The sequence below is a fragment of the Streptomyces sp. NBC_00490 genome (genome assembly GCF_036013645.1).
Lineage (GTDB): Bacteria > Actinomycetota > Actinomycetes > Streptomycetales > Streptomycetaceae > Streptomyces > Streptomyces canus_F.
Map to the genome: position 1 here is coordinate 9,802,364 of NZ_CP107869.1, position 15,864 is coordinate 9,818,227.

A 15,864-nucleotide genomic window follows, 5' to 3' on the forward strand; every position below is an offset into this window, starting at 1 on the left:
TTCAGGGAACGGGCGGCAGCGTCTGCTCGGTCCAGATCGTTTTGCCCGGGGCCGCGTACCGGGTGCCCCATGCCTGGGCGAGCTGGGCGGCGATGAACAGGCCGCGTCCACCCTCCTCCGCCGCGCCGGCGTGCCGCAGATGGGGGGAGGCCGAGCCGGCGTCCCGCACCTCGCACGTCAGGCTGCGGTCAAGGATCAGGCGGAGCTCGATGGGCGGGCTGCCGTAGCGCACGGCATTGGTGACGAGCTCGCTGATGATGAGCAGGGTGTCGTCCGCGGTCTCGTCGTCCACGTCCCACGCGGCGAGCCGTTCGCGGGTACGGCGCCGGGCGACGGCGACGGCCGCGGGGTCGGGGTCGAGCTGCCACGCGGCGTATCGCTCGGGTGGAAACGACCGGGTGCGCGCGACGAGCACAGCCGCGTCGCCGATGCCCAAGTCCGCCGGAAGCGCGTACACGAGTGCGTCGCACAGGTCCTGGAGCGTGCGGTCGCGCAGGTGGGGCGCCAAGGGCAGCGGTCCTGAGACTTCTGCCAGGTACGAGGTGAGAATTGGATCGCTGGTGAAGACGAGCACGCTGCCGTCCGGCACTTCCACCTCGCAGGCCGCGAAGGGCGCGTCCTGAGCTGTGCCCAGGCGAGGCCCGGCCGTCGTGGCGGGGACGGCGACGGTGGCGTCGGGGCGTACGACGAGTGGGGTGAGATCGCCGGCCGCGGCCAGGGTGCAGGTGCCGGTGAGGGGGTCGTGGACCGCGTACACGCAGTCGGCGGTGAGGGCTTCGCGGCGCAGCGGATCCGCGAGGGGGAGGTTGGCGCGTTCGGCGGCCAGCTGTCCGGCGGTGCCGTGCATCCGCGCCAAGAGTTCCTCGGGGGGCAGGTCGAACGTCGCCAACGAGCGTACGGCGGTGCGCAACTGGCCCATGGTCGCGGCGGCGTTGAGGCCGTGTCCGGACACGTTGCCGACGACCAGGGCGGTGCGGGCGCTGGAGAGGGCGATCGTGTCGTACCAGGCGCCGGGGTTGGCGCCCGTGAGGGAGAGGTAGGCGGCCTCGAGCCAGGCGTGGGTTTCCGGGCGGCGGGGCAGCAACTGCCGCTGCACCGTTGCCGCGACGGTGTGCTCGCGCGAGTAGCGGCGCGCGTTGTCGATGCACAGGGCCGTGTGGGCGGCCAGTTCGACGGCCAGTTCCTGGTCGCCGGGGTCGAAGGCGGGCGATTGCCCGGCGCGATACAGACTGACCAGGCCGAGGGCCGCGTCGCGCAGTGCCAGGGGGACGACGAGGAGGGAGTGGGCCTGCGTCGAGCGGATCGTCTCCGCACGCGCGGGATCGACGGACAGCCACGGGGCGGCGGCATCCAGGGGGACCACGCGGGGCCGCAGGTCGGCGAGGGCCTGGGTGAAGGGCGTGGGGACGGGCAGGCCGCATACGTCCCCCACCAAAGGGGCCTGGGGTGGGTGCGTGCGGCTGCTGCCGAACGCGGTGCGCATCAGGGGTGTGCCCGGCGGCAGTGGGGCCAGCGGCGGGTCGTTGCCGCGGATCACCGCGTCCACCACCTCCACGACCGCGACATCGGCGAATGCGGGGACCACGGCGGTCACGAACTCCTCGCCGGTCACCGTGGGATCCAGCGTGAGGCCCACGCCCCTGCGTACGGCGTCGAGCACGTCGGCACGGGCCCGGGCCCGCTCGCGTGCGGTGACGTCGACCACGGCGACCGCCACACCGAGCACCGGTCCGTGCGGACTGTGCAGGCGTAGCGCGGTCACCTCGTAGTCCCGCGGATCTCCGTCGACGCGGGCACGGACGATGCGTCCCAGCACCGGCACGCCGGTGTCCAGGACCTCGTTCAGCAGTGCCTCGACATCGGCATCGACCATGTCGTAGACCTCTCGGGCCGGGCGCCCGGTCAGCTCGTCCGCGGCCAGGCCCCGCATCGCGGGAGTCGCGGTGTTGACCCGTACCACCCGCAACGCGGTGTCCAGCAGATGCAGCCCGATCGGTGACTGCTCGAACATCGCGTCCAGCATCGCAAGGGCCGTCTCCGCCGCCAGCCGGCCGGCAGCGTCGTGTGCCATGAAGATCGCCTCCCGATACCGTCGCGCGCTCGCTCCGGCCCGCCGCCGCCGCGCACCCGGACGTCTTCCAGCGTCCCCCGCACACCGGGCCCCTGCATCCGCGGGCGCGAGCCGTGGCCGCAGGACGGCAGTCCTCGGGAGGACTCACCCGCAGCGGGGGAGGCCGGCACGGTCCGAGGTGGCCATGGTGGGCATACACCGGGCGCTCCATGGCGACCGGCACGTGCCGCCGGAAGGAGCACCGATCATGCGACGCTATCCCCCGATCGCCGATCACGGGATGGTCGGCGACTTGCAGACCGCCGCACTGGTCTCCTCCGACGGCACGGTCGACTGGCTGTGCTCGCCCAGGTTCGACTCGCCCAGCGTGTTCGCCTCGCTGCTCGACCACGACCGCGGCGGCCACTTCAGTATCCGGGCCGACACTCCACGGCCTCCGATCCAGCTGTACCTGCAGGACACCGCTGTGCTGGTGACGCGGTTCCTCGCGGAGGAAGGCGTGGGTGAGGTGGTCGACTTCATGCCGGTGGAGAACCCGGAGCGGGCGGCGGGGCGGCATCGGCTGGTCCGCATCCTGCGGGTGACGCGCGGCCGGGTCCGCTTCACCCTTCAGTGCCGCCCTCGCTTCGACTACGGCCGTGCCGGACACCGGCTCGATCTCGCCGAGGACGCCGTCCGTTTCGACGGGCCCGCCGTCCGGGCCACGCTGCAGACCGTCGGCCCGGTGATATGGACCGGGGAGGGCGATGACGCCCAGGGCGAGGTGTTCCTGGGCCCGGACGACTTCGCCGCCGTCGTCCTGACGATCGAGGACTCGCCCGATGCCCCGCAGCCACCGGTGAGCCGGGCGGACGTGGTGACGCTGTTCGAGCAGACCCGGGACTTCTGGCACGCGTGGGTCCGCCGCAGCCGGTACCAGGGACGCTGGCAGGACATGGTGAACCGCGCGGCCATCACACTCAAACTGCTCACTTACGCACCCACCGGAGCACCCGTCGCGGCCCCCACGATGGGACTGCCGGAGCAGATCGGCGGCGGACGCAACTGGGACTACCGCTACACGTGGGTCCGGGACGGCTCGATGTCGGTCGGTGCGCTGCTCGGGCTCGGCTATCGCGAGGAGGCGCACGCCTTTCGCAGCTGGCTGGGTGACCGGCTGAAGGCGAACGGTACGGTCAGTGGTGAACCCCTGCAGATCATGTACCGGATCGACGGCGACCCGAACCTGCCGGAAGAGGTCCTGGACCACCTGGAGGGCTACCGGGGATCGGCACCGGTACGCGTGGGCAACGGCGCGGCGGGCCAGCTCCAGCTCGACATCTACGGAGAGGCGGCCCTCGCCCTGTCCCAGGCGGTCCAGGACGCCGGCGAGATCCCGCCGTACGACGGCTGGCAGTCCCTTGCCGGTGTGCTCGACTGGCTGGTCAAAGCGTGGGACCGGCCCGACGAGGGAATCTGGGAGACGCGGGGCGGGCAGAAGGACTTCACCTACAGCCGGCTGATGTGCTGGGCGGCCTTCGACCGGGGCATCCGGATGGCCCGCGAGTTCGCCCGTCCCGCCGACATCGCGGGGTGGAGCGCGGCACGGGACGACATCCTGCGCCAGGTGATGGAGCGAGGCTGGAGTCCCGGGCGCCAGGCCTTCGTCCAGCACTACGACGACGTCACCCTCGACGCGTCCCTGCTGCTCATGCCCTCCGTCGGATTCATCGCGCCGGACGATCCGCGCTGGCTGTCCACGTTGGACGCGATGGACCAGGAGCTCGTCTCCGACAGCCTCGTCTACCGCTACGACCCCGAGGCGTCCCCGGACGGCCTGCGCGGCAGCGAGGGCACCTTCTCGCTGTGCAGCTTCCTCCACGTGGACGCGCTCGCCCGGGCGGGACGGCTCGGGCAGGCCCGGTACGCCTTCGACAAGATGCTGACGTACGCCAATCACGGCGGTCTGTTCGCGGAGGAGATAGGGCCCACGGGAGAGCAACTCGGCAACTTCCCGCAGGCTTTCACCCACCTCGCGCTGATCACGGCCGCTCTCTCCCTCGACGAGCAGATGGACACCGCTCGCTGAAGCATCACTTGGGACCTACCTGGCGAGGTGGACAGCGTGAAGCACTGGCGGGCTCTGATCGTCCTCGGTACGGCCCAGTTCCTGATGGTTCTGGACACCTCCGTCATGAACGTGTCCATCAGCCAGTTGGTCGAGGACTTCGACACAGAGGTCACCGCCATCCAGGCCGTCATCACGCTGTACGCGCTGGTCATGGCCGCGTTCATGATCATCGGTGGCAGGTTCGGGGACATCCTGGGGCGCCGCCGCATGTTCCTTACGGGGCTCGCCGTCTACGGTGTGGGGTCCGCTCTGACCGCGGTGGCGCCCACGCTGTGGGTGCTCACGCTGGGCTGGTCGGTCATCGAGGGGCTCGGGGCGGCCATGGTGCTGCCGGCCATGGCCGCCCTCGTCGCGGAGGCGTACCGCGGGCGGGACCGTGCCATCGCCTACGCGGTCATCGGCGGGCTCGCCGGCGCCGGAATCGCGGTCGGTCCGCTCCTGGGCGGCTGGGTGACGACGTATCTCACCTGGCGGCTGGTCTTCGCCGGCGAGGTCGTGGTCGTCGTGGCCGTCCTGCTGTGCCGCGGGGTGATCGCGCCGTCCGCCCCGACCGGCCCGCGTCCCCGGCTGGACTGGGTGGGGGCGGTGCTCTCCGCGACCGGGCTGGGGCTGGGTGTGCTCGGGGTCCTGCAGAGCAGCACCTGGGGATGGGTGCAGCCGCGCAACCCACCCTTCACCGTCCTCGGTTTCGCCCCGACGCTGTTCGTCGTCGGCCTGGGAGTGGCCGTCCTGGCCCTCTTCCGGTGGTGGGAGCGGCGGCGGGAGCTGCACGGGGCCGACCCCCTGATGCATCTTTCCCTGCTGGGCAGGCCCGTGCTGCGGTCCGGGCTGATGACGCTGCTGAGCCAGAACCTCATCCTGCTGGGGCTGTTCTTCACCATCCCGCTGTACTTGCAGGTGGTGCAGGGGTTCGACGCGTTCGAGACGGGGCTGCGTCTGCTTCCGGTGTCCGCCACCATGCTGGTGACCTCCCTGTCCGCGTCCTCGCTGGGCCGGAGGTGGGGCGCTCGCCGGGTGGTCCGGCTGGCGCTGGCGACCCTGACGGCGGCCATCGTGTGGCTGCTGGCCACCATCGACCCGGTCATCGACGACGGGCAGTTCGCCGGAGCGATGGCCCTGCTGGGCGTGGGCGTCGGCCTGCTCGCCTCACAACTGGGCAACGTCGTCCAGTCCGGCGTCGGCGAGGCGGAACGCAGTGAGGCGGGAGGGCTTCAGTTCACGGCACAGAATCTGGGTTCCGCGCTGGGCACCGCACTCATCGGCTCGATCCTGATCGGTGCGCTGGCCCACGCCTTCACCTCGCAGGTGACCGACCATCCGCAGCTGTCCGAACAGACCCGTGACGAGGTCGGTGTCGCTCTCGAGGCCGGAGTCACCTTCGTCCCCACCGATCAGGTGCGCTCGGCGGCCGAGCGTGCCGGGCTGCCGCCGTCCGAGGTCGACGCCGTCGCGGACTCCTACGCCTCCGCGCAGCTGGACGGCCTGAAGGCGGCGGTCCTGGCCACCGGTGGGATCGCCCTCGCCAGTTTCCTCGTCACGCCGAACCTGCCGACCGCCCGGCAAAGCCGTCAGCGGCAGCCGGATACCGATCTTCCGGCCGGTACGGCCGGAGAGACGCGCTGAGTCCGGAGGGGGCACCAGTGTCCAGGATGAGAGTCACGAGCGGCCCGGCCCGGCGGGAGCACCGTGCCGAGCGCCGGGCCCGCGCGGACTACACGGGCGGCGTCTACGGATCCATGCTGGCGGCCTCCGTGGTGGTCGGCGCCGGTTCCCTGGGCTCGTACCCCCGCGCCGAGTTGGTGTTGTTGCTGCTGCTCACCGGCGTGGTGTTCTGGATCGGGCACGTGCATGCCCAGCTCTTCGGGGCGCGCCTGGCACAACAGGCTCCGGACCGTCGGGTCGTATGGAACGTGTGCTGCGAGGAGTGGCCGATCGTCAAGGCGGCCATCCCGCCGGCCGCCGCGATGCTTGCCGGTCCGCTCTTCGGTCTGGACGTGCGAGGTTCCCTCTGGCTGGCTCTCTGCGTCGCTGTGGCCGGCCAGGTGGGCTGGTCCGTGGCTGCGGCACGCCGCGCCGGCGCTTCGCCACGGCTCATGGTCGTCACCGCATCGGTCAACCTGCTGCTCGGCCTGCTGATCATTTCCTTCAAGATCTTTCTGAAGCATTGAGCCCCGGCGTCCTCTCGCCGGGCGACGCTCACCTGTACCGGGTGAGGCCCCAAGCAGCACAAACACCGACGATCGGTAGGGAAGGGGCGCCGTCCACCTGTTCGAGACAGTCCAGGAAGGACCGTTCGTGCGCTACGAGATCCGAGTCGAGGGACACCTGTCGGAAACGATGGCCAAGGCGTTTCCGGAACTTGGTCATGTGGTGATGTCCGGCCAGACCATCCTGTTCGGACCCGTCGTGGACGAAGCGCACCTGTACGGACTGCTGGCCCGCTGCCAGTCACTGGGACTGCGGGTATTGGAGATGCGCCCCCTGCCGGAGTGACGGGGTGGGCCGTGCTCAGAGCCGCTCCGTCTTGATCCGACCGACCTGGTGGGCGGCTCACACCAGCAGCACCGTCAAGCAGGCCGCCCAGGAGCAGAGCCGACGCTCCAGCCGTACGGTGCTCGTTCGGAGGCGTCAGGGAGTAGGCGGTCGACCAGGCCGACCTCGGGCGATGGCGACGATCGCCGCCTTCCGACCGGCCAGAAGGTGCCAGCCGGGCGCCGGGGCCCTCCACCCCTCCGCCGTGGCGGAATCGATGGCTCACCCGTGGTGGGTGAGCCGGTCACCGAGCAGCAGCCTGACCCTGGAGCGGTCAGGCGCTCGCACACTGCCCTCCCCCCGCCTCGTCAGCTTGCGGAGGCGACGGCTGATCACGTGAGGAGGAGCCATGTCCATGCCGCATGGCCCGGCATCACATACCCGGCAGGAACACAGGCCCGACGGCGCGGCCCCCGATCCGATGGGCGACTCCGCGGACGTACTCGGGCGGCTCGGCCGTTCCTGGACCTGGATCTTGGGCGCGGCCCTGGCGACATTGGTGCCGGGCCTGCTGATACTCGTCTGGCCGGACGCGACCCTGCACGTCGTGGCGGTCCTCATCGGCCTGTACCTGTTGGTGACCGGGGCGTTCCGGTTCGTGGGCGTCTTCGCGCGGGCGGCGGACGAACGGCTGCCGGGGCTGCTCCTGGCCGTGCTGTACGTCCTTGCCGGGGTGCTCTGCCTGCGCAACCCGCTGCAGACGATCGCCGCGCTGTCATTGATCACCGGGGGTGTCTGGCTCGTGTCCGGCATCCTCACCCTCTACACGGCCGTCGCCGTCCAGGACCTGCCGCACCGTGGCGTCGTCATGCTCGTCGGGGTGCTCGGGATCGTCGCGGGGATCGTGGTGCTCGCCCTTCCTACCGAGTCGGCCCGCGCGCTCACGCGGCTGCTCGGCCTGTGGCTCGTCCTGCTCGGCCTCGGCGAGGCGCTGGTCGCTTTCGCGTGGCGGGCCGCGCTCGCAAAGACGTCCGCGGCAGGACCGCGCGCCCCCGCCGGCAGCGCCTGACACCGTGCCCGCCGCTCCGGCGGGCGTGACAGACGCACCGGCCCCGCACGGTCTTTCCCGCTGCGTCACCCCGAGCGGCGACCGTCGCGGCCGGGGCGGCGCACTCACGGACAGGGAGTATCCATGAACCCGGCCGCCACCCCGGACCCGCCGGATCCCGGCGGAGCCTCCCATCAGGAACAGGTCATGACCGCCGAGGAACGAGCGGAGTACGAGCGACTGCGCCGTCACGCGGCGACACGCCACCGGCGGCTGCGCCAGGTCGGCTCCTCGGTCCTGCTCCTGCTGGCCCTGCTGCTCGCGCCTCTGGCCGTCGCCGCGGCCTGGGTCCAGGACACGGTCTCCGACACCGACCGGTACGTCGAGACCGTCGCTCCGCTGGCGTCCGATCCGGCCGTGCAGGAGGTCGTGATCAACCGGCTCACGAACCGCGTCGTCGACAACGTGGACGTCGCTGCGGTGACGGACTCGCTCAGCAAGGCGCTCCAGGAGTCCGGTGCGTCACCGCGCGTCGTGGCGGGGGCAGACTCCCTCGAAGGGCCGCTGCGCAGCGCGGTCAGAAGCGTCGTCGACCGCATCATCACCCGTGTGATCACCGGCGATGCCTTCCAGCAGGTGTGGGAGGGCGCCAACCGGCGCTCGCACGCCGCGGTGGTGAACATGCTCACCGGCCAACGCGAAGGTGCCGTGCGCGCCGAGGGCGACACGGTCCAGCTGGACGTGGGAGAGGTCATCAACGAAGTACGGGAGCGGCTCGTCGACGCGGGATTCGACAAGGCAGCCGCCATCCCGAACACGGACCGGACCATCACGCTCTTCCAGGCCGAGGAACTGGGCAAAGCACAGGACACGATGCGGCTGCTGGACATCCTCGGTACCTGGCTGCCCGTCCTGACCGTCGCGCTCGCCGCGCTCGCCGTCTGGACCAATCCGGCACACCGGGTGATGGTGATGATCACCGCGATCGGCGTGGGCGTGATGATGGGGGTGCTGCTCGTCGCGCTCGTCGTCGCCAGAAGGGTCTACCTGGACTCGGTCCCGCCCACGGCACTGCCCACCGACGCGGCCGCGGCGATCTACGACACGTTCATCCGCTTCCTGCGCGACAGCGCGCGCACCCTGCTGGTCCTGGCAGTGATTACCGCGCTGGTCGCCTACCTGTACGGTCCCGGACGCCCCGCCCGCGCCCTCCGCACGGTCACGGACCGGGGAACGACGGCCGCTGGCCGCGGTCTGAGCCACGCCGGACTGCGCACCGGGGCCACCGGCCGCTGGCTGACAGACAACCGGGCATGGACCACCGGTGCCGTCATCGCGGCCGGAGGGCTCGCCCTGGTCCTCTGGAACCACCCCACGGTCGGGGGAGTGGTGCTCGTTCTCGGCATCGCCCTGGCGGTCGTGATCATCCTGGCCATCCTCGCGGCGGCCGCCGGACCGGCCGGCCATGCGGGGGACCGGGCGACGGAACGGGCGGCCCCATGAGCCATGAGCGGGAAACCCGGCCCCAGACACGCATCCCGAGGCCGCACGGTCGCACGGGTCGCGGCAGCCCTGCAGTCCGGGGGCTGGAGCGCGTCAACCGGGACTGTGGAGCTGCCGCAGGCTCACCCGCGTCGGGTGAGGCGCAGCGGTCCTTGTCCTGCGCACGCTGAACACAAGCAGGCTACGGCGGCCGGGCGGACGCCCGGGACGGAGGAGAGACATGAGCACGCAGACGTACCTGGCGTACGACTATCCCCTGCTGAGCGTTTTCTGGAGCATGCTCCTGTTCTTCCTGTGGATCATGTGGTTCGTCCTGCTCTTCCGGATCATCACCGACATCTTCCGTGACGACACCATGAGCGGCTGGGCGAAGGCCGGATGGATGGTGCTCACCATCCTGCTGCCCTTCCTGGGCGTCTTCATCTACGTGATCGCCCGCGGCAAGAACATGGGCCGCCGGGAGGTGGCGCAGGCGCGTGCGCAGCAGGAGGAGTTCAACAGCTACATCAGGCAGACCGCGGCCGGCGGCGGGACCAGCAGCGTCGACGAACTCGCCAGGCTGTCCGAGATCCGCTCCCACGGCGACATCACGGACGAGGAGTTCCGCAGGGCGAAGGAACTGGTCCTCGCCGGCCACGGCCCGACGGAACCCACGGGCTCCACCTCCCGGACCGCCCCTCACTGAGCATCCGGACCACACGAAACGAGGCTCAAGATGACCGCCACACACACCCGGCCGGCACACACGGCGAAGCAGGAATGGGCAACCGGACTGACAGCCTTCGCGGCCGTGATGCTCTTCCTCGTCGGCCTGCTCGACCTCTTCCGGGGCATCATGGCCATCGCCGAGGACGACATCTTCCTCACCACACGCAACTACGTGTTCGAGTTCGACCTGACCGGCTGGGGCTGGATCCACCTCGCGCTGGGCGTGGTGGCCGTGCTCGTCAGCATCGGGCTGCTCCGGACCGCGACCTGGGCGCGCGTTCTCGGCGTGGCCATCGCCGGACTCGTCATCATCGCCAACTTCCTCTCCCTTCCGTACTACCCGGTGTGGTCGGTCGTGATGATCGCCATCTCGGCCTTCATCATCTGGGCGCTGTGCGTGGTCCAGCGCGGCAACCTCTACGACCTGTCAGAGGAGCGCCCGCTGTAGCACGAGCTGCCGAACTGCCGTCCTGGTCGGTGAGAGCCCGGTGATGAGAGAACCCGCCCCTCGTGATCTTCGATACCCAGTCCGTGCACGCGGCCGCGGGTGTCCCGAAGACCACGAGGGGGCGGCATGTCGGCGAGAAGGCGTCGGGGCGCGAACGCGGACTTGCCGTGAACGTCCTGGGACCGGTCATTGGTGCCGTGGTGCCGGCTGCATCCTGGGAAGCGGTGGTCCGGAGGCGCCGCGAGCCATCAGTTCAGTTGTCGCGCTGGTCACGCAACGTCCCGTCCTGCGACGAACTTTCCCTTGTGAGTGTCAGCCCACCACGCCCGTCGCATAAAGCAGCCCGAGGGCGGCCATGGCCGTCCCGATCAGGCGAAAGGCGAGCGCGTTGGACGTTTCGAATCGCCCGTTGGACCGGCCGCTGAGTGGTTCAGCGACGATGTTTGGCGTAGATGATGCCGACGAGGATGACGGCCGCGACGAACAGGCCGACAGGCTCCGGCCCGCTTGGGGTTCAGGAGCGGGTCTTGCGGTGGGCGAGGAAGGCAAGGGCCGCCAGAATCGCGCCGCATGCTGCGCCAACTGCTCCGAGCACTATCGGCACCGTGTCACCGGTGACCACCCCTGCCACGCACCCGCAGAGTCCTCCCAGGAGCGCAATCGCGGCAAAATTCCGCGTTCCCCTAATTGCATCCTCCATCGACGTCCTCCTTCGTCGCATTGCGTTCCAATTCCCTTCTCCGCCGCTGCCGCCAGCGGATGGCGAGGAGAGCAAGGTAATGGCCGAGTGACGCGAAGAAGAGCACACTGACCGTGAGGCGTGCCGCCCTCCACACTGTCCCGTTCGGATGCCAGATGGCAGCGGCAAGGTTCATGGCGACGGCGACGGTGAAGACGACGTTGAGGAGTTTGGCAGCCCCCGCCACTTTGCGAGAAGACACATTCCGCATGGTCATTTCCCTGGTGCCAGCTCGTGATGTCCGGTCTCTCTTACCTGCTGCGGCTCCGCCAGACGACCGCACAGACTACGAACACGAGGATCACCACGACTCCGAACACCCAACTGCTCCATGGACCGCCGCCGGTGATAACGGCAGCGATACTGGATCCCGTTTCCTTCATCTCAACTCCAGTTAGGAGAGCCGGTGTTGAGGCCTGTGACCTCGGGGCCTGATCCGCAGCGACAGCAGCCTGGTGGGGTCTCTGCTGCTGATGAAGGCGCCGTTCGCGGACAGGTAGGGGTGGGACTCCTGTCCCGACGGCGCGGGTTGGGTGAAGCGGCCGAGATGGGCGTCGTAGGCGCAGATGCGGGTGCGCTTGCCCGAGTCGTCGACCAGGCCCAGGTCGTGTCGGCGGCGTCGGTGAGGTAGTAGTAGGACTTCCCCCCCCAGTCGTCATGGAATTCAAGTGCCCCTGGGTTCGCGGATGAATCCGGTGCCCACACCGGCAGCAAGTATGTGCGCCCGTTCCACCCAGTCTTGCGGCACGCGCTGTCCGGCCGGCCCGCCGATTGGGGGTAATCGAGGCGAGGCGAAGACACCTGACCCAGCGAGATCAGTGTGCCGCCTCGACGCACACGCCTGGTGGACTGCAGGAGCCAAGACCAAATGCCGCGGGGTCGTACGGGCGATCCGGTGCCGGACCACGGAAACCGACTTGAGGAGACGCAGAGCCAACAACCTGTGTACTCGCTGCACACGACACACCAAGGTCCCCTTCCTCATACTGGTCGAGATTTTCCGCAGGCCGCGTGTCGAATTGCTGACCCTGGAGAGACCCATGTCCCTTGTCCTGAAGGCGGCGCGAAGAGCCGGCGCCGTGGCACTTGCGCTCGTTTCCCTCATGTTCCTGTCGCCGACACCGGCGCAGGCCGCCACGTACGTGGAGTTGCGCAACGACAAGACCCTCAAGTGCCTGGCCATTCCCGGTTCCGACGACAGCTTCGGCGTCGCGGCCGTCCAATGGACGTGCAACGACAACGACGACCAGCGTTGGGAGCTGCGCAACAAGGACCAGGGGGACAATGAGGTCTGGCTGGTCAACAAGGCAACCGGCAGATGCCTCGGCGCCGGCAACGCCGACCGCATGGCGACCTTCCAGTACTCCTGCGGTTCCGGCTCCGAATTCCTGTGGATCTACGACAGCATCGGCCGCCTGCGTCACCCGTACGGCGACTACTGCCTCGCCGTTCCCAACTCCCAAACTGCCAGCGGCGTCCAGCCGATCCTGTGGACCTGCACCCTCAACCAGGACCAGCGGTGGAGCTGACCCGCCCTCAGGCCGCAGCTTCGGTCTCATCGTCGGCCACAGTTCCACCTGGACGTCCGGGTCGCCCAAAGAGCGGCTCAGGAGGGTTGCGACGCCGCGGATGAGGTAGCCCAGGGTGTGGCGGTGGACGCCGAAGTCGACCGCCGCCGCGTCCTATCGGCCGTGGCGGGCGAGCCGTCTGCGCAGGGAGACCGCCGATCGCCACGGCCCCGTCGCATCGCCTTCGTGCATGGTGTCCCGCTGGGGACACCGTTGGCGAATGCGGGCGTGGTCGCAAAATGACCTTGCGTGGTGGGATGACGGCCGGGCACGGCGTGAGGACGCGAGCGTCGGGTGATCGGAGTGCCGCTGTCCACGTCTGCCGGGTGGAGGGACAGTGATCGGGCCGTTAGGAACTGTCCGATGGGTGATGTGAGCTGGTCAGAGCCGTGCCCTAGTGTTCGATGCTGAACGAAGGGGGCCGCTTGTCACCCGATACGGCTGAAGCAGAGGCGGGGATGAAGGGGATCACGTTCCCCGCCTGGCAGGGAAAGCACTACGTGACCCTGGCTGAACTCCTGGTTCGCCTCGGCAGCTTCGGCCTGGACCTGACGTGGCGCGTCGAATTCGACGAGATCGTCGACCCTCGCTGTGCCGAGTTGGAGAGACTGTCTGCCGACGGCGGCATGGACACGTTGACGCTGTTGTCGCTGACGACCCCTTTCCTTCAGTTGATCGACGCCGAAGCGCGCGGGTTCGCCGGGGACGAGGTGCAGGTCGTCCTGACTGAAGCAGACAGCTCGTTGTGGGACGTCCGGGCTCTCGACGAGCGCGTTCTCACGGAGCTACGTCGCCACTACCCGGATGCAACGGACCTCTGAGCGGGGCGTTTTGCTTCCCGTGGAGCCACAGACGGATCGAGGCCACGGCCTCCGTGCCATGAAAGACGTAGGCCCTCTTGTCGGCGGAGGCCGCTCAATAGTGCGCCCGGTCCGAGAAGTTGGCATGTGGCGCCGGCAACAGGGCCGACATCCGTCGTCTTATCGCCCGTGTCATGAACATCGCGCGGTCCGGTAAACGCCGAACCGCCGACGTTCCTCGGCCATTGTGTTGCTGTCCGCTCCTCGAGCTCGTGCCCGGCGCCAGGATCCACGCCCAGAGGAAGCCTGTACACAGGCCAGGCGGCGAAAGAGCTGGATGTGCCCGGGCACACCTCTGGTACTCAGCTCGGCAGGGACCTGGTGAGCACCAGATATACGGAATCCCCGGTGCCAGGACGGAGTTCCCCGAGCGGCTCCCAACCCCATGCCCGAAGGGCGGCCTGCGCCACCCTGTTGGCGGGGTCGACCAGGATGACAGCCAGTTCCGCGTGGCTGGCGGAGAGCAGCGTTTCTACAAGGCGACCGCCGATTCCGCGACGACGGTGCTCCGGCAGCACCATCAGCTCGGCTATGACGAACGCCTTGCCAGAGGCGGTGAGTTCCTCGACCTCGTCGGGAACGACACCGACGAACCCCCGCCACCACGAGCCGTCACGGTGCAGCGGATACCCGTACGTCACCCCCGCGGGTTCGTCGTCATCGCCTTCCTCATCGTCAGCCGCCACCATGGCGAAGCCCTGACGTTGGACATCCTCCGCGAGTCTGGCCAGGAACCGTTCGCGATTGCGGTACTCCTCACCCGGGGGTTCCTCATAGGCAGCCACGTACAGGTCCGCCAGCTTTTCCCGGTCACCGTCAGCCTGCCACCGGCTCAGCTTGCGGAAGAACACCTGCCCCATACCATTCCCCTCGCCCACGGCTCCCGGCAGTCAGACTGCCCCATCGCCGCTGATCCTATGCGGGGGCGCCAGGCACACTCGATGGCCATGCCCCTGCTTTACCCGCCGCAGCGAGGTACCTCTTTTCGAAGGCCGTCAGCCTGGGTCAACCTTCTCACCGGCATCGTCATCAACGCCCTCGGCGAAGCCCGCGAACTCGAAGCAGCAACCCTCCAGCCACAGGAACAACCCGCCACACCCGACGCCTGTACGAGCGCAACGCAACAGCTCGCCACTCGACGCCCGGAAGCCGAGTCGGCCGCTCTGCCCGGGCCCCGGCCCTCGCGAACAGGCGGCCCCATCGCGACACCCATCGCGCCGCGCCTCGAAGCAGACGCTCAAGGATCGTGTCGCCGCAGGCTGCTGTCCACCGTGCACCGCCAGATCGACGCGGCCGAAGCGGGGCGGAACCTCACCGCTGCCCGACCGACGGTGAACGCGGCCTGGGCAGAAGCTGTTTCGCACGGGCCGTGCCAGTGGCCAGCGGAGATCTGCCGGACGAGCAACGGGCCGTGCTGGAGCCACAGTTACCGAACGACAGGCAGCCTGGCCGCCCGCCGAAGTTCAACCCACATGTCTTCCAGGATCGGCACGCCGTCGAGTGCGGCATCAATCGACTCAAAAGGCACCGCGTCGTGGCCGCGAGGGACGGACTACCAGGAGCAGTCCGCTACGAGGCAACCGTCCTTGTCGCGGCCATCAACGAATTGCGGTGACCAGCGTCATCGAGAGCGATCCAGTAGCGACGCTTGACCCCGATTTCGGTGCTGCGCACGTCTTCGAGGACGCCGCCATTGCTTTCGATGGTGCGCGCGGAGCCGACGTTGCCCTCGTCACAGGTGAGGAGGACCCGGTCCAGACCGAGCGCAGGTGCCTTGAGTAGAACCGTTCCCAGCGCCCACGTGGCCAGTCCGCGTCTCCTGGCAGAAGGCCGAATGCTGTAGCCGATGTGTCCGCCGCCTTCCAACAGAAGGGCGTTCAGATAGTGCCGAAGGTCGATGGCCCCGAGGTACGTCTCGCCGTCGACGATCCACCAGTGGGTGGCGTGGACGCGCCCTTCCCCGACCGGCAGCGACCGGTCCGATTGCTGCCGCAGTCGCTCGACCCATGAGGCGAACTCTTCCGGGCTGTCCAGATCACCGTCACCAACCAGCCGCAGACCGGCCCCGTCCTGGTGAGCACCGGGCTGCCACTCGTCACGCGCCGTGAGCCACGAGGAATGCAGCCGTCCAGTGGGCGCGATCAGTTCAGCCATGCGAGGGACGATAACACCCGCACCCCCTATGTGATCAGGCACTTTTATGTCAGATCGGAAGCCTGGGCCGTCGGATGGAGTGCAGCGGGTAAGCGGGCTCGAGGCGAGATCGGCTCATCGGGTCTGTCCTTCGTGGATACCCCGGCCTTCAGGCCGGGGAGGAAATGAAGCTCCTGCGGAGCA

The 15,864-nt window shown here is 69.0% G+C and carries 14 protein-coding genes; 10 read left to right on the forward strand and 4 right to left on the reverse strand.

Annotated features, from left to right (window positions below; all coding sequences use genetic code 11):
* Position 1: 1 nt before the first annotated feature.
* The gene (locus OG381_RS44715; protein ID WP_327721732.1) at positions 2 to 2,071 is read right to left on the reverse strand and encodes a SpoIIE family protein phosphatase; all 2,070 of its coding nucleotides are present in this window, start codon (positions 2,069 to 2,071) and stop codon (positions 2 to 4) included.
* Between the two features lie 247 nt (positions 2,072 to 2,318).
* Here OG381_RS44715 and OG381_RS44720 point away from each other — a divergent pair, with 247 nt between their 5' ends.
* The 8 genes from OG381_RS44720 to OG381_RS44755 all read left to right on the forward strand — a co-directional run bounded on the left by OG381_RS44720 (position 2,319) and on the right by OG381_RS44755 (position 10,360).
* A complete protein-coding gene (locus OG381_RS44720; protein ID WP_327721733.1) occupies positions 2,319 to 4,139 on the forward strand; it encodes a glycoside hydrolase family 15 protein in 1,821 nt (606 codons plus the stop codon).
* A gap of 36 nt (positions 4,140 to 4,175) precedes the next feature.
* Positions 4,176 to 5,804, forward strand: coding sequence for an MFS transporter (locus tag OG381_RS44725; protein ID WP_327721734.1), 1,629 nt, complete (start codon positions 4,176 to 4,178; stop codon positions 5,802 to 5,804).
* A gap of 26 nt (positions 5,805 to 5,830) precedes the next feature.
* The gene (locus OG381_RS44730; RefSeq protein WP_327722718.1) at positions 5,831 to 6,349 is read left to right on the forward strand and encodes a hypothetical protein; all 519 of its coding nucleotides are present in this window, start codon (positions 5,831 to 5,833) and stop codon (positions 6,347 to 6,349) included.
* A 127-nt stretch (positions 6,350 to 6,476) separates the two neighbouring features.
* Positions 6,477 to 6,674 (forward strand): hypothetical protein, encoded by a 198-nt coding sequence (locus tag OG381_RS44735; protein WP_307021709.1) that lies wholly within the window; start codon positions 6,477 to 6,479, stop codon positions 6,672 to 6,674.
* 388 nt (positions 6,675 to 7,062) lie between these two features.
* On the forward strand, positions 7,063 to 7,722 hold the full coding sequence (locus tag OG381_RS44740; protein WP_327721735.1) for an HdeD family acid-resistance protein: 660 nt from the start codon (positions 7,063 to 7,065) through the stop codon (positions 7,720 to 7,722).
* A gap of 123 nt (positions 7,723 to 7,845) precedes the next feature.
* Complete coding sequence (locus OG381_RS44745) at positions 7,846 to 9,204, forward strand: hypothetical protein (protein WP_327721736.1); 1,359 nt, start codon at positions 7,846 to 7,848, stop codon at positions 9,202 to 9,204.
* A 220-nt stretch (positions 9,205 to 9,424) separates the two neighbouring features.
* Entirely contained in the window at positions 9,425 to 9,889 is a 465-nt protein-coding gene (locus tag OG381_RS44750; RefSeq protein WP_327721737.1) for an SHOCT domain-containing protein, read from the forward strand.
* A gap of 30 nt (positions 9,890 to 9,919) precedes the next feature.
* The gene (locus tag OG381_RS44755; protein WP_327721738.1) at positions 9,920 to 10,360 is read left to right on the forward strand and encodes a DUF7144 family membrane protein; all 441 of its coding nucleotides are present in this window, start codon (positions 9,920 to 9,922) and stop codon (positions 10,358 to 10,360) included.
* 683 nt (positions 10,361 to 11,043) lie between these two features.
* Here OG381_RS44755 and OG381_RS44760 read toward each other — a convergent pair.
* The gene (locus OG381_RS44760; RefSeq protein ID WP_327721739.1) at positions 11,044 to 11,301 is read right to left on the reverse strand and encodes a hypothetical protein; all 258 of its coding nucleotides are present in this window, start codon (positions 11,299 to 11,301) and stop codon (positions 11,044 to 11,046) included.
* Between the two features lie 838 nt (positions 11,302 to 12,139).
* On the opposite strand from OG381_RS44760, the gene OG381_RS44765 reads away from it, so the two are divergent.
* Both OG381_RS44765 and OG381_RS44775 read left to right on the forward strand, forming a co-directional pair.
* Entirely contained in the window at positions 12,140 to 12,628 is a 489-nt protein-coding gene (locus OG381_RS44765) for an RICIN domain-containing protein (RefSeq protein ID WP_327721740.1), read from the forward strand.
* 443 nt (positions 12,629 to 13,071) lie between these two features.
* Positions 13,072 to 13,488, forward strand: coding sequence for a hypothetical protein (locus OG381_RS44775; RefSeq protein ID WP_327721741.1), 417 nt, complete (start codon positions 13,072 to 13,074; stop codon positions 13,486 to 13,488).
* 341 nt (positions 13,489 to 13,829) lie between these two features.
* Here OG381_RS44775 and OG381_RS44780 read toward each other — a convergent pair whose 3' ends face one another.
* The gene (locus OG381_RS44780; protein ID WP_327721742.1) at positions 13,830 to 14,387 is read right to left on the reverse strand and encodes a GNAT family N-acetyltransferase; all 558 of its coding nucleotides are present in this window, start codon (positions 14,385 to 14,387) and stop codon (positions 13,830 to 13,832) included.
* A gap of 709 nt (positions 14,388 to 15,096) precedes the next feature.
* Complete coding sequence (locus OG381_RS44785) at positions 15,097 to 15,681, reverse strand: GNAT family N-acetyltransferase (RefSeq protein ID WP_327721743.1); 585 nt, start codon at positions 15,679 to 15,681, stop codon at positions 15,097 to 15,099.
* Positions 15,682 to 15,864: the final 183 nt, after the last annotated feature.